The organism is Arthrobacter sp. zg-Y1143, assembly GCF_030125565.1.
Lineage (GTDB): Bacteria > Actinomycetota > Actinomycetes > Actinomycetales > Micrococcaceae > Arthrobacter_B.
Genome location: NZ_JASKLW010000005.1, coordinates 118,429 through 137,468 on the forward strand (window position 1 = coordinate 118,429; position 19,040 = coordinate 137,468).

Below are 19,040 nucleotides of genomic sequence, written 5' to 3' on the forward strand. Positions count from 1 at the left end.
GGTGGTCTCCCTTCCACCCTATCCGCAACTGTCCGGGGCGGTGATAATAGGAGGTTTATTTACGGCCCGGCCACCCGGGTAGTCTTTAACCGTGGTCGATAGAAGCGATATAGGTTCCTGGCTGCAAGGCCCTCCCTCCGATGAGAGCACCTGGCCGGGCAAGGGCCTTGGCCGGCCCCGGACGGGTCCGGGTTCAATAGCCCGTGTAGGGCCGCGCCTGGGCGCGTTGGTCATTGACTGGGCCATCGCTTCCCTGATCGCCTACTGGCTTTTCGGCGGTGACGACTTCGCGATCCTCGGCATCTTCGCCGTCGAACAGATCCTCCTCGTCAGCCTGCTCGGCTACAGCATCGGCCACCGTGTGTTCAGCCTGCAGGTGCAGAAAATGGACGGCCGGGCCGCGGGTATCCCGGCCGGCATCGTGCGTACCGTGCTGCTGTGCCTGGTGCTCCCGGCTGTCGTATTCGACGCCGACCAGCGCGGACTGCACGACCGCGCCATGGGAACCGTGCTGGTGAAGGTCAAACACTAAGCTTTCCATTTCCTCCCGTTTCCGGCAGGCTCGGGGCATGAAACTCCTGATCCTCGGCGGTACCGCCTGGCTTGGACACCGCACCGCACTGGCCGCCGCCGCGGAAGGACATCAGGTCACCTGCGCAGCGCGCGGCATCTCCGGCGCCCCGCCGTCCGGTGCCGCGTTCCTGGCCATTGACCGGGACGCCGATGACGGCCTGGCGGAAGCGGCAGGGCAGCAGTGGGACGCGGTCATCGACGTGTCCCGGCAGCCCGGGCAGGTCCGGCGGGCCGTGCGGGACCTGGCCGACGCGGCGGACTTCTACGTATTTGTGTCCACCGGGAACGTCTATGCCAGCCAAAAGGAGTACGGGCAGGACGAAGACGCACCGCTGCTGGCACCGCTCGCATCCGACGTCATGGAGTCCATGGAGAATTACGGCCCGGCCAAGGTGGCCTGCGAGCAGGCCGTAACGTCCGGGTTCGGTCCGGCTCGCCGGGCGATTGTGCGGGCGGGGCTGATCGGCGGTCCCGGAGACACTTCCGGGCGCAGCGGATACTGGCCGCTGCGCTTCGCGCATCCCGCCGACGCCGCCGGCAGGGTCCTGGTACCCGACGCCGGTGCCCAGCCCACACAGCTCATCGACGTACGCGACCTCGCCCAGTGGCTGGTGGACCTGGCCCGGGAACGCACCGCGGGGATTTTCAACGCCGTGGGGGATACCGTTCCCCTGGCGCAGCACTTGGCGGCCGCCGCCGCCGCGGCCGCAGGGCCCGGAACACTGCTGCCGGAGCACGAACCGGCAAGCACCGGTGCGGCCGGGGAGGAACGGGGCAGCGCCGTCGCCGTCGCCCAGCAGTGGCTGCGTGAGCAGGGTGTGGGGGAATGGTCCGGTCCCCGCTCGCTCCCGCTGTGGCTGGAAGATCAGGACTGGCAAGGCATGAATGCCCGCTCGAATGCGCGGGCGCGCCGGGCAGGGCTGACGCTCCGGCCCCTGGAGCAGACCCTTGCGGACACACTGGCCTGGGAAGAGAACGAAGGCATCAACCGGCCCCGCGGCGCCGGTCTGTCCGGCAACGAAGAGCGGGAACTGCTGGAGCGCCTTGATGCTGGCCCAGGCGCGGTCACGGCTGGACGGGGAAAGGCCGAGTCCTAGGCCGGATACAACAAAAGGGCCCCTCGAGAGGGGCCCTTTTGGTAGGAACGGCTAGCGTCCGCGGGTAGCCTTGCGGTCCGGGCGGGCACGGTAGGGGTCAATGCCCTTGGGGATCGGCAGCCGGGTTCCCAGTGCGGAGAGACGCTGGTTGACGGCGGCGACTTCCTGCTTGGTCAACTGCTTGGGCAGCTTCTTGGCCGTGGGGGCCACCTTGGCCAGGGGGACCTGCCCTTCACCGTTTCCGGTCTGGATGACGGTGACCGGAACCTTGGGGGCGATGCGGTTCATGCGCCGGCGTTCGCCGTCGGCCAGTGCACGGGCGCGGGTCGGGGAGCCTTCGGTGACCAGGACAATGCCGGGACGGCCAATGGCGCGGAACACCGCTTCCTGGGTGCGCGGGTTGACCGCAACGGGCTGCTCTTCGAGGATCCAGCCGCGGCGGAGCACACTCAGGGCTGCACCGGAGGCACCGGGCTGTCCTTCGATCTGCGAGAACGCCGCCCGCTCTGCGCGCCGGGACAGGATGAACACCGCGGCGAGCAGGCCAAGCGGGATGGCGATGATCAGCAGTGTGATCCAGTTGTCGATGAGCAGGCCGATCAGCAGGCCCACGGCGATGATGCCGAAGAAGGCACCAAGCATCAGCCATACAACGTTCGGGTCATTCCGGCGGGTCATCTTGAAGATGTCCACCATCTGCTTCATGCGCCCCTGCTTCTTGGGCTTCTTTTCCCCCTTCGGCTTGCGGGAAAAGGCGCCCTTGCGGGGGGTCTGGGATGCGTCGGAATCAGTGCTTTTGGCCATAATAAGTCAATTCTACGTGATGCGGGCGTGCTGTATTGAAGGGCGTGCGGATGTGACACGCGCCGTGATGCAACGGTATGCGGGGCGGGTGCCTCAGCTGCGGGCGAGGATAGAGGAGGCTTCCTGCAGGGTGGTGCCTGAATCCTCGATGTGTGCCAGCTGCGGGGGCAGTTCCCGGCCCTTGCGGCGCATTGCTCCGGCCCACAGCCGGCCGGCGCGGTAGGAGGAACGGACCAGCGGACCGCTCATCACGCCCAGGAACCCCAGTTCTTCCGCTTCGGTGCTGATGTCCACGAATTCCTGCGGCTTGACCCAGCGGTCCACCGGGAGGTGGCGTTCGCTGGGGCGCAGGTATTGGGTGATGGTGAGCAGGTCGCAGCCGGCGTCGCGCAGGTCCTTCAACGCGCCGGAGACCTCTTCGCGGGTCTCGCCCATGCCCAGGATGAGGTTGGACTTGGTCACCATGCCCATGTTCTGGCCCTGCGTGATTACGTCCAGGGACCGCTCGTACCGGAAGGCGGGCCGGATGCGCTTGAACAGGCGCGGCACTGTTTCGACGTTGTGGGCGAAGACTTCCGGCTTCGCCTCGCAGATATCGATGATGTGCTCCACCTTGCCGGAGAAGTCGGGGATGAGGATTTCGACGCCGGTGCCCGGGTTGAGTTCGTGGATCTTGCGGATTGTCTCGGCGTAGAGCCAGACGCCTTCGTCCTCCAGGTCATCGCGGGCCACGCCCGTGACGGTGGCGTAGCGCAGGTTCATCTGCTGCACCGAGCGGGCTACCTTGAGCGGTTCCATCCGGTCCAGGGCGGAGGGTTTGCCGGTGTCGATCTGGCAGAAGTCGCAGCGCCGAGTGCATTCGGACCCGCCGATGAGGAAGGTGGCCTCGCGGTCCTCCCAGCACTCGAAGATGTTCGGGCACCCGGCCTCCTCGCAGACGGTGTGCAGGCCTTCCTTCTTCACCTGCTTCTTCAGCTCCACGAATTCCGGGCCCATGTTCACTTTGGCCTTGATCCATTCTGGCTTGCGTTCCACCGGGACGGCGGCGTTGCGCTGTTCGATGCGCAGCAGGCGGCGTCCTTCAGGGGCGAGGGTCACAGCAGGGCTCCTTTCGGCCGGCCGTCGGCAGGTATGGCGCCGCGGCCGGGGAGTTCTGTCGGGGTGGTGCCGGTCAGTTCCGCCGTACGGGCGGCAAGCTCGGACTCGATCCGGTCAACGACGTCGGCCGGGGACACGGTCCTGCCGGTTTCGGCGCTGATGGAGGTGGTGCCGGCGTCGGTAATGCCGCAGGCAATGATCTGGCTGTACGGAGCAAGGTCGTTACTGCAGTTCAGGGAGAAGCCGTGCATGGTTACGCCTTGGTGGACGCGGATGCCGACGGCGGCGATTTTGCGGTCCGGGGTGCCGAAAGGCTGCCCGTCTCCGCGCAGCCACACTCCCGAGCGGCCCTCGATCCGGGTGCCGGTAATGCCGTATTCCTGCAGGACGGCGATGACGGCGGCCTCCAGGGCTGCTACGTATGCCTTCACATGGGCCGGGTCGGCCAGGCGCAGGATCGGATAGCCCACCAGCTGGCCGGGGCCGTGCCAGGTGAGTTTTCCGCCGCGGTCCACGTTGATCACGGCAGTTCCGTCAAACGGGCGCTCATGCGGTTCGGTACGGCGCCCCGCCGTGTATACCGGGGTGTGCTCAAGGAGCAGGACCGTATCGGGGGAAGAACCCTCAAGGACCTGCCGGTGCAGTTGCTGCTGGAGATCCCAGCCTGCTGAATAATCCACGTAGTGCGGAGCCAGGCCTACGCGGGTGAACTCCAAAGCCATGGGGCCTAGCCTAGACCCCCGCAGACGTAATGTTGACCACATCCCCGACGGCGGCGCAGGCGGGGGTTCCGCGCGGCTGCGGCAGGCCCCGGCCCGGCCCCCGGGGGCGACTACCTTGTGGATAACCGGTGTGCCCGTCCGGGGCAGGTTAACACTTGGGTGCCATGGACACCACGCCCAATGACGGACGCCCAGGCGTACCGCCGCATGAGACCTTTTCCCCGGAAGCCGGCACCGATGCCCCCGGCCGCACCGCTCCTGCTGTACGGGGGTTCTCCGTGGACCGGCTGCTTGGAACGGGCGGCAGCGGTGCCGTCTGGCTGGTGCGCGACGCCGCCGGCTCGGCCTTTGCCCTTAAGGTCCCGGCCGGGGCGGGACACCACGGGTTTGAAGCCCGGCGGGAAGTGAACGTGCTGGCCCGGATGGAGCATCCGCACCTGGTCCAGCTGCACGGGGTGGCCGAGACCGACCAGGGTGAGGGGCTGCTGGTGGGGTATGCCGCCGGAGGCAGCGCCGCAGCCCTGGTCGCTGCCAGGGGACCGGTTCAACCCGGTGAAGCGGTCAGTGTGCTGGTCGGCATTGCCGGGGCGCTGGGCTACCTCCATGCGCGCGGGGCAGCGCACGGAGATGTTTCTCCGGCCAACATCCTGTTCACGGCCGAGGGCAAGCCGCAGCTTGCCGACTTCGGCCAGGCGCGCCTGCTGGGGGAGCCGGGAACCTCGGCGCCGGCCACCCCGGGGTTCGATGCGCCGGAGGTTGGCGGCAGCCGCCAGAGGCAGCGCTCCCGGCAAAGTACCCTCGGGGCAGCCGCCGATGTTTATGCGCTCGCCGCCGTGGGCTGGTTCCTGCTCACCGGCAAGCCTCCTCCGCCTGTTCGGGACCGCCCGCCGCTGTCGATTCTGGTTCCCGGGGTGGGGCGGGAGCTGCCCGCCCTGCTGGAGGCGGGACTCTCGGAGGACCCGGACGTGCGTCCCGGGGCAGACGAGATGGCGGCATGGGCCTACCGCGGCGCCCGCCCGCTGCCGGTGGACCTGGTGGCTTCCGCCCACCCCGAGGTGCGCCCGGACCTGCTGACCCGGCGGACAGGTTCGGCTGCCCGTGCAGGCGGAACGAAGAAGGGCCGGGGAAGGCGCCCCCAGAAGGAGCCCAACAGGGAGGGGGAGCGGAACAGGGGAAGGGGCCGCATCAGCGGGAGGGGTACGCGGCAGTTCCGGCGGCCGCTTCCTCCGCACCGGCGCAGGCCGGCGGGCACCTTTGTCCGCGTTGCTGCCATTGTCCTGGTGGCTGCAGTGCTTCTGCTGGCCGGAGTGGCGCTCGCAGCGCCCGACCTTCTCCGGGCCGAAACCAACCGGTCCGCCGGGCCGGCCAAGGATGCTCCCGTGGAACCGCGGCCGGACGGCGGCAGCGGCGAGGGCGCGGAAACCCGTACAGAGGATGTTGGGCACGGCAATCCGGACGGAGCCTCCGGCGATGACACGGGTGACGGTGCGGCCGGGCAGGGGAGGGGAGAGTCGCAGGGGATGCAGGGGGAGCAAACGCCGGCAGTGGAGGTCCTGCTGGCCACGGCTGCTGCCGCCGATCCGGCTGAGGCGGTCCCGGCGCTCGCCGAGCTGCGCGCCCGGGCGTTCCGTACAGGCGACCCGCGCCTGCTGGCCCATGTGGACGCACCGGAATCGCCGGCTTTGTCCGCAGATGAGGAACAGGTGGGCAGGCTGGCCCGGGACGGACAGGCCCTGCGGGGTCTGGAGATGCAGGCAAGTGTGCTGGCTCCGGACACCCCCGCTGCCGGCGGATCCGCCGCGCCGGCTGAGGTCACGGTGCAGTTGCGGGTCAGGTTGGAGGTTTCTGCCTACCAGCGCGTGGGCAGGGACGGTTTGGTCCTGGAAGACGCATCCGCCCGGCAGCAGGAAGTGGTGCTGGTGCTCGTGCAAAGCGGCGGCACCTGGAAGATCAGCACGGTCTTCGGCACGGATTAGGCAGGTTGCTGCCGGATCTAGCGTGAGCTGAAAGATAGGATCGGTCTATGAGTCCAACTGCTTACCTTCGTTACCCAGACCTGCACAACGACCTGGTCACCTTTGTGGCGGAAGACGATGTATGGATGGCTCCCGTCGCCGGCGGCCGGGCCTGGCGGGTGTCCGCCATGGGGCTGCCGGCCCGCAGCCCCAAGTTCTCCCCGGACGGCACCCGGCTGGCCTGGCAGGCAGTGCAGGGCGGCGCGCCGGAAATCGTTACGGCCAATACCGACGGCGGAGACTTCCGCCAGCTGACCTACTGGGGCAGCCAGAGCACGCGCCTGAAGGGGTTCAATTCCGCCGGACGGGTCATCGCGACCACGTCCGTGGAGCAGGAGGACAACCGGCTCCGCTGGGCCTTCGAAGTTCCATTGGACGGTGCGGCGCCCGTCAAACTGCCCTACGGTCCGGTGGAAACGCTGGCCGAGGGCCCCGCCGTCGGTGATGAACGCCCGCTGGTGATCGGCAGCATGCTCACCCGCGAGCAGGCCTGGTGGAAGCGCTACCGCGGCGGCACCGCAGGCAAGCTGTGGATTGATGCCGACGGCAACGGCGAGTTCGAGCGCCTGGTGCCCGAACTGGACGGCAACCTTTCGGACCCCATGTGGATCGACGGCCGCGTTGTCTTCCTCTCCGACCACGAGGGTTACGGCAACCTCTACTCCGTGACGCCGCAGGGAACGGACCTCCGCCGCCACACTGACTTTGAAGGTTTCTACGTCCGGCACGCGTCCTCGGACGGCAGCCGCATCGTGTTCGAATCCGCCGGCCGCATCTGGCTCCTGCCGTCGCTGGATGCCGAAGCGCAGCCGCTGGACATTGTCCTTGGTTCGGCAGGCACCGCACGGCGCCCCCGGCCGCTCGACGCTGCCAAGCACCTCGCCGAAGCCGTGCCGGATGCCGCAGGCAACGCGAGCGTGGTGGAAACCCACGGCACGCTGCACTGGCTCGCCCACCGGGACGGACCCTCCCGTGTTATCGAAGCGGACTCCTCGGTGCGTGCCCGGCTCGGCCGGCCGCTGGGAGATTCCCGTGCGGTGTACGTCAGCGACCGTGACGGCGAAGAGGCCGTCTACATTCGAAACGTTTTCGAGGACCTTACGGCTGCCGGGACAGCGGGCCGCAAGGGAACCGAATCGGTGCCGGCGGCGGACACGGCCAGCGGGCTTGTCCTTCCGCGCCCGGTTTCCGCAGCGGGAACGGGCCGCACGGCAGCCGTCACGCCGGTCGCCTCACCTGTTGACGATCACCAGGGTGAGACGCCCGAGCCCGGCGATTCCGGCCATGCTGATTCGCCGGCCGGAACGGCACGCATCGGGTTTGACCGCCCCACCCGCGTCAGCCAGTTGGCGGCCAGCCCGGACGGCAACAGCGTGGGCGTTGCCACCGAATACGGCGAAGTCTTCCTCCTGGACGTCCGGACCGGGGAACTGCACCCGGTAGCCTCCTCTGATTTCGGCGCAGTGGATCACCTGGCATTCTCCCCGGACTCGCAGTGGCTCGCGTGGGCGGAGCCGGCCAGTGCCGGCGGGGGGCGGTCCCGGATCCGGCTGCGGTCTGTCAGCAGCAGCGAAGCGGGGATCATCGACGTCACGGACGGCCGCTTCAGCGACCATGACCCGGCCTTCACCCAAGACGGCAAGTACTTGGCCTTCCTGTCCGAACGCAGCTTTGACCCGGTATATGACACGCACCGGTTCGATCTGAGCTTCCCGTCCTCCACCAAGCCCTTCATGGTCGCCCTTGCCGCCGGCACGCCGTCGCCGTTCGGTCCGGCGGTGTCCGGCGGAACACCCGCAGCAGAGGAAACCAGCGGCAGCGAAGAGGAGAACCAGCCGGTCCCCGAAGTCCGGGTTGACGCTGAACGCATCGCCGACCGCATCATTGCCGTACCGGTGCCGCAAGGCCGCTACGAAAAGCTCCGCACTGCCGGGAATGCCCTCCTGTGGCAGGCCACGGACATCTTCGGCGTCACAGGTGACGGCCGGGCTACGTCTGCAGACAGGGAACCGGCATCACGGCTGGAACGGTTCGACCTTGCCAAGAAGGACGTGTCTGTCCTGGTACCCGCACTGGATACCTACGAAGTCAGCGCTGACGGTTCGCGGCTAGTGCTGCAGCACGAGGGGAACCTCCGCGTGGTCCCGACCGCTTCCCGCGTGGAGGAAGACTCAGCAGACAACGTCCGGGTAGACCTGGGCCGGATCCGGGTACGCATTGACCCGGTCAAGATGTGGGGCCAGGCCTTTGACGAGGCATGGCGGCTGCAACGCGACTTCTTCTGGGCCCCGGACATGGCCGGAATTGACTGGGAAGGCGTCCGGGACCGCTACCGCCCGCTGGTGCAGAACCTCGGCAGCCACGATGACTTGGTTGACCTGCTCTGGGAAATGCACGGTGAACTTGGTACCTCCCACGCGTATGTCACCCCCGCTCCTGCAGCGGAGCCCGGCTCCGGCGCCCAGGGCTTCCTGGGTGCGGATCTGCGCCCGGCAGCCGGAGGCTGGGAAGTGGTACGGATCCTGGCCGCCGAGTCCTCCGACCCGCAGGCGGTCTCGCCGCTGAGCGCCCCGGGTGCCGATGTCCACCCCGGAGACATCATCGCCGCAGTGGACGGCGTTCCGGTTCCGGCGGACCAGGGACCGGCTGCCCTGCTGGCCGGTGCTGCCGGCCGCGCTGTGGAGCTGACAATCGTCTCTGCGTCCGCGGACGGCGAGGCACCCGGACAGCGGCGCATCGCCGTCGTTCCCCTGGCCTCGGAAGAGAGGCTGCGTTACCAAAACTGGGTCAGCGCCAACCGGCATACTGTCCGGGAGGCCTCCAACGGCGAGTTCGGCTACCTGCATATCCCGGACATGGTGGCCAACGGCTGGTCCCAGCTGCACCGTGACCTTGATGAGGAAGCCTCCCGCAAGGCGCTGGTGATCGACGTCCGCCGCAACCGCGGCGGCCACACTTCCCAACTGGTTGCCGAGCAGATCGGACGGAAGGTCACGGCATGGGAAAACCCGCGCGGCGGCCAGCCTTCCACTTATCCGGCGCACGCACCGCGCGGACCTGTAGTGATCCTGACAGATGAGTTCGCGGGTTCCGACGGCGACATCATCACCCAGACCTCGAAACTTCGGGGGATCGGTCCGGTTGTCGGCACCCGCACCTGGGGCGGTGTGGTCGGCATCGATGGCCGGTTCAAACTGGTGGACGGAACCGCAGTGAACCAGCCGCGTTACGCCTACTGGTTCACCGGCGGGGTGGGCTGGGGAGTGGAGAACCGCGGCGTGGAACCGGACATCGAGGTGGCCTTCCCTCCGCACGCCTACGTTGCAGGCGACGATCCCCAGCTTGAGCACGGCGTGGGAATCCTGCGGGAAATGCTCACTGAACTGCCCACGGACCAGCCTCCGGCCCGGGAAGGCTATCCCGTCCTCCAGCCCGCACCCCTGCCGCCCCGGCCGCAGGGCCGGCAGGGGGAGCGGCCGCAGGACGACGGCGGCCTGTCCATTCCGGCACCGGTGTCCGCAGGCGCGGCAGGTAATGACGGTGCCAAGGACAACCGGCACTAACGGCGTCGAAGGGTCTGGACTTCAATACGCAGTCCGGGCCCTTCCGGCGTTGAAGGCGTGGGGGCGCAGGAGTAGCCTCGCAAAGATGGGCATTTCCCGCGATTTCCCCAAGCAACCAGCCGTCGCTGGCACCGCTCAAGATGGGAGCAAGGAATGAGTACCGGAATCCGCCCTTCGTATCTGCGCTGGGGGCCCATAGGGCTTGTTGCCCTCGGCGGCGCAGCGGGTGCCGCGAGCCGCGAGGGTCTAAGTCTGGCGATCCCGAATCTCGGCTCGGTGCCGGTGGCGATCCCGATCATCAACGTGGTGGGTGCGTTTCTGCTCGGCTACCTCTACGAGGCGGTCACCCGTCTCGACAAGGCGCGTCCGACCGGTGCGAACCTCAAGCTGCTGCTGGGCACCGGTTTCTGCGGTGGCTTCACCACCTACAGTTCGCTGGCCACTGACACCGCTGTGCTCTTTCGCGACGGGTTACCCTGGCCGGCGGTGATCTACGCCCTCGGCACGGTGCTGGTGGGCGCCTGCGCCACCTGGGCGGGCATCGCCATTGCGACTGCTGTCAATAACCGCTCCGGCCAACACCGCAAAGATGAGCAGGAGGACGCTACATGACTCCCGGAATTTTCCTGCTGCTGGCGCTTGCCGGCGGGGTTGGGGCCACGGTGCGGTTCGTCGTGGACGGACTTATCCGCGCCCACTCCAACACGCGGTTTGCGTGGGCGACGACGATCATCAACGTCTCAGGTTCCCTCGTGCTGGGCTTCCTCACCGGCCTGACCATCGCGCGCTTTGTGTCTACCGACTTCAGCATCGTGATCGGAACCGGGTTCCTCGGCGGCTACACCACCTTCAGCACGGCGAGCTACGAGACTGTGCAGCTGATCAAAAAGGGCCGGTACGGGGCGTCCTTCATCAGCGGCGTGGTGATGCTCGTGCTCTCCGTTGCGGCCGCGGCGATAGGACTCTGGATCGGCGCTGCCCTGTAGCACCCGTCCTGGATCCGGCCCTATGGTGGGCCGTCATACTCAGCTCCTGCACAGAAGATGCTGCCTGGCGGGGCCGCAACCCGCATCGGGTGTACAGAAGGCAATAAGGCCACAGCCAGTCCGGGGCACCCTGCACGGGACGGCCTAGGGGCGTTTGGCTGCGGGGATGTAGTGGGCAATCACCAGGAACACCCAGGTGGTGAGGATGTACGGCCAGGTGTAGGTGGGAGCATTCAGGTCATGCATGAGCACCGTGACCACCGCGGTCACCACGGTTCCGATGACGGCCAGGACCCATGAGACCGTGTTGCTCTTCAGGAAAACGACGGCGAGGGCAATGGCGGTCAATACACCGGAATAGCCGGCCAGGCCGTTTGCCGTCTCGGTGAGGGCCTCTCCCATCGCCAAGGCGCACAGGCTGCCCACCACGCTGCCCAACAACCCGGCGAGCCCCACTTTCCAGCCCGCTACGAAGAGGCCTAGCAGGATCAGGGCCCCTGACCACACGTTGTTGATCAGTACTACCTCAGACACATTCGTCAGCAACGAGCGCGCGAAGGCAAGCGGAGCCGAGTCGATGGTTTGTGACGGTCCCGAACTCACATGCAGCGCCTCGGTGCTGAGCAGTATTCCTGTCGCAACAATGCAGAACGGTGCCGTCGTCGACGGCAGCCCATAGACTCTCAGCGGCGTTTTCGTGAACAGTGCGACCACCAGCCACGTGACCGGGGCGCAGAGCGCACCGCCGATGAGCGCGATCGGATACGCCGCCCACTGGCCGCCAATGGCCGAATACGTTGCAGCACCGGCCAGGGCGCCGCAGAAGCCCTGCAAGCCTGCGGTAACGGAAGGGGGATCGGCCCGAAGCAGGCGCCCTGCCACTGTGTTTCCCGCGCAGCCAATCAGCACGAGCAGGGCCATGCGCCAGTCGGCCACGACGAAGGCGGCCAGGATCAGCAGCGCCGTCCAGATGTTGCTCTGGAAGAAGATCTGGGACAGGCCCTGTCCCCACCCCTTCAGCCAGCCTGAACCCGAGATAGCCGAATCCGGGTTGGCCGCACCTGCATTGCTCACGTCGTGTCCTTTCCCGGGGCGCCGTCAGGCGGCGCTTGGGCGGGTCGCGGTCCGGCCCACCGTTCCTCCACCCGGCCGAACCTCCAGTACGCCGTCGAGACGAGCCAGACGAGCACGAGGGTTCCTACGACGATGTAGCCCACGTTCTCCAGGTCAATGCCGGCCACCCACCCCGTGAGCGGGTCGCGCAGCCCGAGCTTCTCATTCAGCAGGCCAACCAGTTCGATGCCGCCGATCATCACGGCGATCATCACGGAGAGGCCGGTAATGGTGAGGTTGTAATAGAGCTTGCGGATCGCGTTGACGCTCGCCCAGCCGTAGGCTTTGACCATTGCGGCCGAGTCGAGCGTGTCGAACAGGCTCATGCCGGCCGCGAAGATCAGCGGCAGGCAGAGGATGGCGTACCAGGGGAGCCCGGTTGCCGCACCCGTTCCGGCCAGCACGAGCAGCGCTATCTCGCTGGCGGTATCGAAGCCGAGCCCGAACAGGAAACCGACCGCGTACATTTTGCCCGGCCGGTCGATTGACCGCATCATGGGCCGGATCAGGCGGCTGATGAAACCGCGGCCCTGCAGATGCCGCTCCAGTTCCAACTCATCCAGATCTCCGTCGCGCGACGCCCGCCAGACCTTGAGGATCCCCATAAACGCGACGGCGTTGATGAGTCCGATCAGCAGCAGGAATACTCCGGAGATAACCGTGCCGAACACGCCGAGGCCGTTCCGGACGGCGTTCCCGTCATCGCTCAGCCCCACGGCCCAGCTGACCCCGAGCGCCAGCAAGGCCGCCATCAGGAACACGATGGTGGAGTGGCCGAGGGAGAAGAACAGGCCGACGCCGGCAGCCGGCTTGCGCAGGTCAACGAGCTTGCGGGTGGTGTTGTCTATGGCGGCGATGTGGTCGGCGTCGAAGGCGTGCCTGACGCCGAGGACATAGGCCACCACGGCAATGCCCACACCGAAGACGGATGAGCCGAGCTGGAGATGCAGCGGCTCGACCAGGACGAAGAACAGACCGAAGCCTGCAATGTGCAGGAGCACGACTGGAATGAAAGCACGTACCACCTGCGCCCGGTAGGAGCGCCCCTGCGTCGCGGCTTCCGCTTGCGTGTTGTCTCGCACCGTTCCACCCCTCTCTAGCTCTTGCGGATCACGGGTGCCCGTTTCCCGGTCAGCAACTCGTGCACGGCGGCCGCGGCGGCCGTGTTCGCTGCGGCCACGGCCACGGTGTCGTTGCCTACCAGCCGCATCCACACACCGGCTTCGCCGGGTAACGTGCTCACCCCGAAGATCAGGTCGCCGCCGCTCTCCGCGACTGCCCGGTGCATGGTATCGGCGAGCTGAGCCGGCGGTACGAGGGGCGTGAAGACGTAAAGCATCGCAAGCACGTCATGGTTCGCGAGCACGCCGAGCCCGTTCACGCCGTCGGACCCTCCCGGCTCTCCTGCCCCGGGGCGCAGCCTCACCCGGTCCAGGGCAACGAGCCGGCCGTCCGGACGCCGCACCTCGAGGTCGGAGGCGTACACGTCATAGGCATGGCGTTCGCCGCGGGCGAGCCTGCCGGCGTACAGGGTCTCGCCGAGCAGCAGGGTGGCCGACGCGTCGACCACCGCCGATGTCTGCTGGTAGAAGCGCGAACCGGCGAAGGGGACCACGGCCTCGGGCAGGTACTCCGCGTAGGCGCCTTCTTCGACAGCGATGTTCATAATCGCGGAGGCGTAGTCATGCTCCATCCGGTAGACCCGTGTCTGGGTCTGGGTGGTCACATGCGCCGACGTGCCCGGCCCGAAACGCAGATCGGTGCGCAGCCTGTCTCCATGCAGGATGCCTCCGCCTGCCGACATCAGGTAGGTGTAGGCCATATCCGGGCGCAGCTCGTTGTAGTAGAGCGGATGCATTATCTGCAGCGGTGACTTCTGGTAGTGCTGCACCAGCTCGGTGCGGCCCCGGTTGCGGTCGAACCCCAGCTGCAGAATGCCCACCTTACCCGGGCTGCCAACGGGCAAACCCCGCCAGATTTGAGCCTGGTGCAGCACTTCTGCCGGCACCCGGGCCGGCTCATAGAACGCCGGTTCGAGCCGGTAGCCGCCCCTGCTCGGTTCCCGGCCGCCCGCCGGCGCGGGGCGGGGCAGTGCACTCACGCTGGCGAGCCGGGCTGCACCGGCAGCGGTGTTTCCGGCCGGTTCCGCCATAGTTGCTGGGTCCGTCGCCTTCAGCCTCATCCGATCAGCTCGGTTCTGGCACCCCACTGGGACATGATCTCCCGCTGGAGTTCGTCAACCCCGAACCCGGTGAGTGAGTTCGTCAGAACTACGGGCCTGTCTTCACGCACCCGGTGCGCGTCCGACTCCATCACCCCGAGATCCGTGCGGACATACTGTGCAATGTCGATCTTGTTGATGACCAGGATGTCGCTGTCGGTGATGCCGGGACCCCGCTTGCGCGGCATCTTCTCGCCCTCTGCGGTGTCCAGCACGAACACAAACACGTCCGCCAGTGCAGGCGAGAACGTCAGCGTCAGATTGTCGCCGCCGGATTCGTAAATCAGTGTGTCGATCTCGGGAAACCGTTCCAGCATTTCGGCCCCTACGGCCAGGTTCATGGTCGGGTCGTCGCGGACGGCAGTATGCGGGCAAGACCCGGTCTCGACGCCCATCACGCGCTCGGGATCGAGGATACCGGCCAACTCACGGCGCACGTGGTGGGCATCCTCCTGGGTGTAGATATCGTTTGTGATGACGCCGGGGGTGCGGCCGGCCTCGATCAGCAGCGGAACCAGCGCCTCCGTCAAAGCTGTCTTGCCGCTGCCAACGGGTCCGCCGATGCCGATCCTCAAAACGTTCTCGCTCATGGGTTCCTCTTTTTCGGTGTAGATGTCGTTCTTCCGTATGCGCCATTCAGCTGGAGAACAGCCGCGCCTCGGCCCTTTCGTGCCGGGCCGACATCACGTCCGCCATGGGCGCACAGCCGCCGAGGTCAGCGAGATCGCGCTCAAGGGCGGCATCCATCGCCTGCTCGATCACCCCGGACGTTTCCAGCAGGATGGCCTGCGCCTGCCGGTGGTCGGTCAGCCGAAGCCGGAGCGCGGCCCCGACGAAGCTCGCCGAAAAGGCGAACAGGTCCGCTGCAACAGCGTCCCTGGCGTCAACCCCGTTCGCCGCATACACCACAGCTGCGGCGACGGGCTGGCACCCGGGGGTGCTGCGCACCCGCACCCGCTCCCGGTATTCGGCTAGCAGCGCCTGTTGAGTCAGCTCGGCGCCCAGATCGATCAGCTGGTGCCCGCTGCGTACCGAAGCGGTGCGCATTTCGGCGTTCAGCTTTGAGGCGAAGAGCCGTTGGTCGATCTCCTGGACGAGTTCGACGTCGCCGTCCGCCGCCGCGCGGTGCGCGGCGGCGAGTGCGGTTGCGTCCGAAGGCCCGACGGCGTGCACCAACAGCTCGCCCAGCAGCTGCTGCACGCCGTCCCGGCCCACCAGGCGGGCCTGGCTGTACCCTTCGAGACTGTGTGACATCGTGTAAAAGCCGCTGGGGAAAGCCGAGTCCGCGAACTGCAGGGCTGTCAGCAACTGGCGTACATCCGTCATTCGGTGCCCCTAGGCGAGGAAGAACAACTGGGTCAACGGCAGCGACTGGGCCGGAGGGATCGTGGCCAGCGTGCCGTTGTATGTCACGTTGTAGGTCTCCGGGTCCACCTCGATGTTCGGTGTGGCGCTGTTGCGCACCATGTGCTGCTTGCCGATGCCGCGGCAGCGGTGCACCGGGAGCACCTGGCTCTGAAGCCCGAGCTTCTCCGGCACACCCTTGTCGATGGCCGCCTGGGACATAAACGTTGCCCGCGTGCTCTGCAGCGCCTTGCCCTGCGCACCGAACATGGGCCGGTAATACACCGGCTGAGGGGTCGGCAGTGAGGCGTTCGGATCGCCCATGAGTGCCCAGTTGATCAGTCCGCCTTTGACGATGAGCCGGGGTTTGGCGCCGAAGGATTGGATCGGCCAAAGCACGATATCGGCCATCTTGCCCTCTTCCAGTGAGCCGATGTAGTCGGACACTCCCTGGGTGATGGCCGGGTTGATCGTGATCTTGGCGAGGAAGCGCAGCACCCGGAAGTTGTCGTTGTCCGGGCTGTCCTCGGGCAGCTTGCCGCGCTGGTCCTTGCAGTGGTGGGCGATCTGGAAGGTGCGCATGAACGACTCGCCAATGCGCCCCATCGCCTGGGAGTCGGAGGAAACCATCGAAATGATGCCCTCGTCGTGGAAAACGGTTTCGGCGGAGATTGTCTCGGCCCGCACCCGGGAATCGGCGAAGGCGACGTCTTCCGGGATGTCGTGGGAAAGGTGGTGGCAGACCATCACCATGTCGAGCAGCTCATCGACCGAGTTGACGGTGTAGGGAAGGGTCGGGTTCGTCGACGACGGGAGGACGTTGGGGTGCCCGGCCACCTTGATGATGTCCGGGGCGTGTCCGCCGCCGGCGCCTTCGGTGTGGAAGGTGTGGATGGTGCGCCCGTCGATCGCGTCCAGGGTGTTCTCCACGTAACCGGACTCGTTGAGGCTGTCGGTGTGCACCGAGACCTGCACATCGTAGTGATCTGCCATGGAAAGTGCATTGCTGAGCGCTGCCGGGGTGGTGCCGTAGTCCTCATGTACTTTGAGTCCGGCCGCCCCGGCCTCGATCTGTTCCATCAGGGCCTCCGGCAGCGATCCGTTGCCCTTGGCGAGGAAACCCATGTTCACCGGCATTCCCTCGGCGGATTGGAGCATCCGGGCGAGGTTCCAAACACCGGGGGTGGTGGTGACGCCGTTGGTGCCGTCGGTTGGCCCGGTGCCGCCGCCGAAGATGGTCGTGATGCCGTTGGAGAGGGTCGCCAGCGCCTGTTCCGGCGAGATGTAGTGCACGTGCGAATCGATGCCGCCGGCGGTGGCAATAAAGTGTTCGCCGGCCAGTAATTCAGTGCCCGGTCCAACCACCAGCCGCGGATCCACCCCGTCCTGGGTGTGCGGGTTGCCGGACTTGCCGACGCCGGCGATCTTGCCGTCGCGTACACCGATATCGCCCTTGACCACGCCAAGCACTGGATCCAGGATGATGGCGTTCGTGATCACCAGGTCGAGCACGCCTTCCGCGGCGGTCGCCTGCGGGTCGGCAGCCATGCCGTCACGGGCGGTCTTACCGCCGCCGTAGACAACCTCGTCGCCGTAGTGGCCTTCGTTGTAGTCCTTCTCAATCTCGATCACCAGGTTGGTATCGGCCAGGCGGACCCGGTCCCCGGTGGTCGGTCCAAAGAGATCGGTGTACTGCTTGCGCGAGATCTTCGCCATCACTTCTTCCCTTCTCCTGCGTTACCCGTTTTCGCCGGGTTGCCCGTGTTGCCGGCACTGGGTTTGGCATTCGGTTTGCCGTTCTGGAACTTGAGTTCGTTCATCCGGTCCATCGCCCGAATTTTCGTTGCCGCAGAATCGAGCCCGCCGTCTACGAGGTTGTTGAAGCCGATGACCCGGCGGTTGCCGGCGTAAGCCGTCAGGGTTACCTCTTTGGTGTCGCCTGCCTCGATGCGGATACCGGTGCCTGCCGGCACGTCAAGGTGCATGCCGTAGGCGAGTTCGCGTTCAAACAGAAGCGCCTTGTTGGTTTCGAAGAAGTGAAAGTGGGAGCCGATCTGTATGGCCCGGTCACCTGTGTTGCTCACCAGCAGCTTGACGCTCGGCCTGCCGGCATTGATCTCGATCTCTTGTTCTCCGTGGTCATAAGTGGGGCTGCCCAGCATGGTGATTCCTTCCCTTGCGGCGCAGCGCGGCCGCACATGGTGTTTCAGTGGGGGATTCCGGTCAGCTCGAGCCGATCGGGGCGGGGTGGTGATGGGTGTGGCCGTCGCCCGCCCCGTTGCTGTGGATGTGGGAGTGGCCGTTAGCCTCCTCGAAGGCGTGCGAGTGGGCATAACCGTGACTGTGGTCAGCCTGAAGGCCTGCCTCAATGCCGGTACGGCCGTGCCCGAGGGCGTGCAGTGCGTCATGGACCCGTTCGCGGATGACGCGCAGAACCGCCTGTTCGCTCAGCAGGGCACCGTAGAAGCCGGTGTCGGCAAGTGCGCCTTCGCCGAAGGGGACAGCTTCGCCGTGCACGGCGGCCACCCGGCGGAACCCGGCCGGTACAACCACCGTTTCCGTACTCCCAAGCAGCCGCATCCGCCGGACAGCTTCCAGGAGTGCCTCCGTGTCCTCGACAGCAGCCGTTCCCACCGGGTTGCCGGCCCCGTGGGTCCGCACCAAATGCGCGATGCGGTGGAGTTCGGCGTCGTCGAAGGGGTTGGCTGCATCTGCAACTATCAACACGGCTGCGCGGGGTGTGCGCCGGCGCACCTCGACGGCGGCGGTCCGCAGCCACGCCGTGAGGTGGTCGGCCGTGCCGAAAGCGTCCGCCAAAGCCAGCGGCGCGGCGGCGCTGTCCCGGGCGCCTTGGGCACCGAGCCACTTGAGCGTCTTCGCCGTGTCGGCCACGAGAGTCGGGTTGCGCCCGAAAGTCATTGGTAGCACGACGATTGGTGCCGCCTCCGCGCCGGAGATGTTCCGCGCGCGCAGCCGGGTGAGGGTGTTGTGCAACGGCCGTCCGGCGGGGGTGACGAGAGCGTCGGGGATCATATCGGTGAGGAAGGAGAAGTCCGCACCGTTGCCGCTCTCGTGCCCTCCGACCAGGACCACCGTTGCACGCGGCTCGGCGGGCCCGGTCAAGTCACACCCCAATGGGATCGTGACAGGAGACCAGCTTGCTGCCGTCAACGAAGGTCGCCTCGACCTGCAGGAGAGGCAGCCGCTCACGCACGCCGTCCATGCATTCGGACTCGGAGACGATGGTCTTGCCGAGCTCCATCACCTCAGCAACGGTCCGTCCGTCGCGGGCGCCCTCCAGGATTGCCTCGCAGATGAGGGCGGTTGCTTCGCTGACACTCAGCTTGGTTCCCCGGTCGCGCCGCTTCCGGGCCAGATCAGCAACCTGGTAGATGTAAAGCTTGTCGATTTCTTTGGGAGTGAGGTTCATTTCTTTACCTTCAGCCGCAGTTGCGATGCTATCGAAACCGCTCCCTTGGCGTACGGGCCAAGCTCGCTTGCAAA

18 protein-coding genes are annotated in these 19,040 nt (G+C 66.7%); 6 read left to right on the forward strand and 12 right to left on the reverse strand.

The genetic code is table 11. The features are described from left to right. The first annotated feature begins 91 nt into the window (after positions 1-91). On the forward strand, positions 92-532 hold the full coding sequence (locus QNN98_RS07060) for an RDD family protein (RefSeq protein WP_283996636.1): 441 nt from the start codon (positions 92-94) through the stop codon (positions 530-532). Positions 533-569: 37 nt separating this feature from the next. Beyond that, entirely contained in the window at positions 570-1,670 is a 1,101-nt protein-coding gene (locus QNN98_RS07065; RefSeq protein WP_283996637.1) for an NAD-dependent epimerase/dehydratase family protein, read from the forward strand. A gap of 51 nt (positions 1,671-1,721) precedes the next feature. Here the strand turns inward: QNN98_RS07065 and QNN98_RS07070 are convergent, their stop codons facing one another. The 3 genes from QNN98_RS07070 to lipB form a co-directional block, all read right to left on the reverse strand. Next, positions 1,722-2,474 carry a DUF4191 domain-containing protein gene (locus tag QNN98_RS07070; protein WP_227910891.1) on the reverse strand — a complete coding sequence of 251 codons (753 nt, stop codon included), beginning with the start codon at positions 2,472-2,474 and terminating at the stop codon, positions 1,722-1,724. 93 nt (positions 2,475-2,567) lie between these two features. Next, positions 2,568-3,572 (reverse strand): lipoyl synthase, encoded by a 1,005-nt coding sequence (gene lipA, locus QNN98_RS07075; RefSeq protein ID WP_227910892.1) that lies wholly within the window; start codon positions 3,570-3,572, stop codon positions 2,568-2,570. Continuing rightward, the gene (lipB, locus tag QNN98_RS07080) at positions 3,569-4,294 is read right to left on the reverse strand and encodes a lipoyl(octanoyl) transferase LipB (RefSeq protein ID WP_283996638.1); all 726 of its coding nucleotides are present in this window, start codon (positions 4,292-4,294) and stop codon (positions 3,569-3,571) included. The genes lipA and lipB overlap by 4 nt, the downstream gene beginning before the upstream one ends. Before the next feature lie 164 nt (positions 4,295-4,458). On the opposite strand from lipB, the gene QNN98_RS07085 reads away from it, so the two are divergent. The 4 genes from QNN98_RS07085 (at position 4,459) to crcB (ending at position 10,858) form a co-directional block, all read left to right on the forward strand. Beyond that, complete coding sequence (locus QNN98_RS07085; RefSeq protein ID WP_283996639.1) at positions 4,459-6,270, forward strand: protein kinase domain-containing protein; 1,812 nt, start codon at positions 4,459-4,461, stop codon at positions 6,268-6,270. A 47-nt stretch (positions 6,271-6,317) separates the two neighbouring features. After that, on the forward strand, positions 6,318-9,872 hold the full coding sequence (locus tag QNN98_RS07090) for a S41 family peptidase (protein WP_283996640.1): 3,555 nt from the start codon (positions 6,318-6,320) through the stop codon (positions 9,870-9,872). A gap of 153 nt (positions 9,873-10,025) precedes the next feature. Continuing rightward, complete coding sequence (locus tag QNN98_RS07095) at positions 10,026-10,484, forward strand: fluoride efflux transporter FluC (RefSeq protein ID WP_227910896.1); 459 nt, start codon at positions 10,026-10,028, stop codon at positions 10,482-10,484. Further along, on the forward strand, positions 10,481-10,858 hold the full coding sequence (gene crcB, locus QNN98_RS07100; protein WP_227910897.1) for a fluoride efflux transporter CrcB: 378 nt from the start codon (positions 10,481-10,483) through the stop codon (positions 10,856-10,858). The genes QNN98_RS07095 and crcB overlap by 4 nt, the downstream gene beginning before the upstream one ends. Before the next feature lie 144 nt (positions 10,859-11,002). Here the strand turns inward: crcB and QNN98_RS07105 are convergent, their stop codons facing one another. From QNN98_RS07105 to QNN98_RS07145, 9 genes are all read right to left on the reverse strand, one after another. After that, positions 11,003-11,932, reverse strand: a complete 930-nt coding sequence (locus tag QNN98_RS07105; protein WP_283996641.1) for an urea transporter — start codon at positions 11,930-11,932, stop codon at positions 11,003-11,005. Then, positions 11,929-12,972, reverse strand: coding sequence for a HoxN/HupN/NixA family nickel/cobalt transporter (locus QNN98_RS07110; RefSeq protein WP_227910899.1), 1,044 nt, complete (start codon positions 12,970-12,972; stop codon positions 11,929-11,931). Before QNN98_RS07110 ends, QNN98_RS07105 begins: the two co-directional genes overlap by 4 nt. Before the next feature lie 95 nt (positions 12,973-13,067). Beyond that, the gene (locus QNN98_RS07115; protein ID WP_227910900.1) at positions 13,068-14,123 is read right to left on the reverse strand and encodes an urease accessory protein UreD; all 1,056 of its coding nucleotides are present in this window, start codon (positions 14,121-14,123) and stop codon (positions 13,068-13,070) included. Positions 14,124-14,149: 26 nt separating this feature from the next. Then, entirely contained in the window at positions 14,150-14,782 is a 633-nt protein-coding gene (gene ureG, locus QNN98_RS07120; RefSeq protein ID WP_227910901.1) for an urease accessory protein UreG, read from the reverse strand. A 46-nt stretch (positions 14,783-14,828) separates the two neighbouring features. Next, on the reverse strand, positions 14,829-15,446 hold the full coding sequence (locus tag QNN98_RS07125) for an urease accessory protein UreF (protein WP_283996642.1): 618 nt from the start codon (positions 15,444-15,446) through the stop codon (positions 14,829-14,831). A gap of 81 nt (positions 15,447-15,527) precedes the next feature. Then, positions 15,528-17,252, reverse strand: a complete 1,725-nt coding sequence (ureC, locus tag QNN98_RS07130; protein ID WP_227910903.1) for an urease subunit alpha — start codon at positions 17,250-17,252, stop codon at positions 15,528-15,530. After that, complete coding sequence (locus tag QNN98_RS07135) at positions 17,252-17,698, reverse strand: urease subunit beta (protein ID WP_227910904.1); 447 nt, start codon at positions 17,696-17,698, stop codon at positions 17,252-17,254. Before QNN98_RS07135 ends, ureC begins: the two co-directional genes overlap by 1 nt. A gap of 61 nt (positions 17,699-17,759) precedes the next feature. After that, positions 17,760-18,659: a hypothetical protein gene (locus QNN98_RS07140; RefSeq protein ID WP_283996644.1), complete on the reverse strand. Its 900-nt coding sequence runs from the start codon at positions 18,657-18,659 to the stop codon at positions 17,760-17,762. A 1-nt stretch (position 18,660) separates the two neighbouring features. Next, positions 18,661-18,966 carry an urease subunit gamma gene (locus QNN98_RS07145; RefSeq protein WP_227902226.1) on the reverse strand — a complete coding sequence of 102 codons (306 nt, stop codon included), beginning with the start codon at positions 18,964-18,966 and terminating at the stop codon, positions 18,661-18,663. Positions 18,967-19,040: the final 74 nt, after the last annotated feature.

What these genes read in the sequence shown, in the direction of transcription:
- QNN98_RS07065 (WP_283996637.1), top strand. Translation starts at nt 570, where the DNA reads ATGAAACTCCTGATCCTCGGCGGTACCGCCTGGCTTGGACACCGCACC.
- QNN98_RS07090 (WP_283996640.1), top strand. Translation starts at nt 6,318, where the DNA reads ATGAGTCCAACTGCTTACCTTCGTTACCCAGACCTGCACAACGACCTG.
- QNN98_RS07135 (WP_227910904.1), bottom strand. Translation starts at nt 17,698, where the DNA reads ATGCTGGGCAGCCCCACTTATGACCACGGAGAACAAGAGATCGAGATC.
- crcB (WP_227910897.1), top strand. Translation starts at nt 10,481, where the DNA reads ATGACTCCCGGAATTTTCCTGCTGCTGGCGCTTGCCGGCGGGGTTGGG.
- ureC (WP_227910903.1), bottom strand. Translation starts at nt 17,252, where the DNA reads ATGGCGAAGATCTCGCGCAAGCAGTACACCGATCTCTTTGGACCGACC.
- lipB (WP_283996638.1), bottom strand. Translation starts at nt 4,294, where the DNA reads ATGGCTTTGGAGTTCACCCGCGTAGGCCTGGCTCCGCACTACGTGGAT.
- QNN98_RS07125 (WP_283996642.1), bottom strand. Translation starts at nt 15,446, where the DNA reads ATGTCACACAGTCTCGAAGGGTACAGCCAGGCCCGCCTGGTGGGCCGG.
- QNN98_RS07095 (WP_227910896.1), top strand. Translation starts at nt 10,026, where the DNA reads ATGAGTACCGGAATCCGCCCTTCGTATCTGCGCTGGGGGCCCATAGGG.
- ureG (WP_227910901.1), bottom strand. Translation starts at nt 14,782, where the DNA reads ATGAGCGAGAACGTTTTGAGGATCGGCATCGGCGGACCCGTTGGCAGC.
- QNN98_RS07145 (WP_227902226.1), bottom strand. Translation starts at nt 18,966, where the DNA reads ATGAACCTCACTCCCAAAGAAATCGACAAGCTTTACATCTACCAGGTT.
- QNN98_RS07115 (WP_227910900.1), bottom strand. Translation starts at nt 14,123, where the DNA reads ATGGCGGAACCGGCCGGAAACACCGCTGCCGGTGCAGCCCGGCTCGCC.
- QNN98_RS07070 (WP_227910891.1), bottom strand. Translation starts at nt 2,474, where the DNA reads ATGGCCAAAAGCACTGATTCCGACGCATCCCAGACCCCCCGCAAGGGC.
- QNN98_RS07085 (WP_283996639.1), top strand. Translation starts at nt 4,459, where the DNA reads ATGGACACCACGCCCAATGACGGACGCCCAGGCGTACCGCCGCATGAG.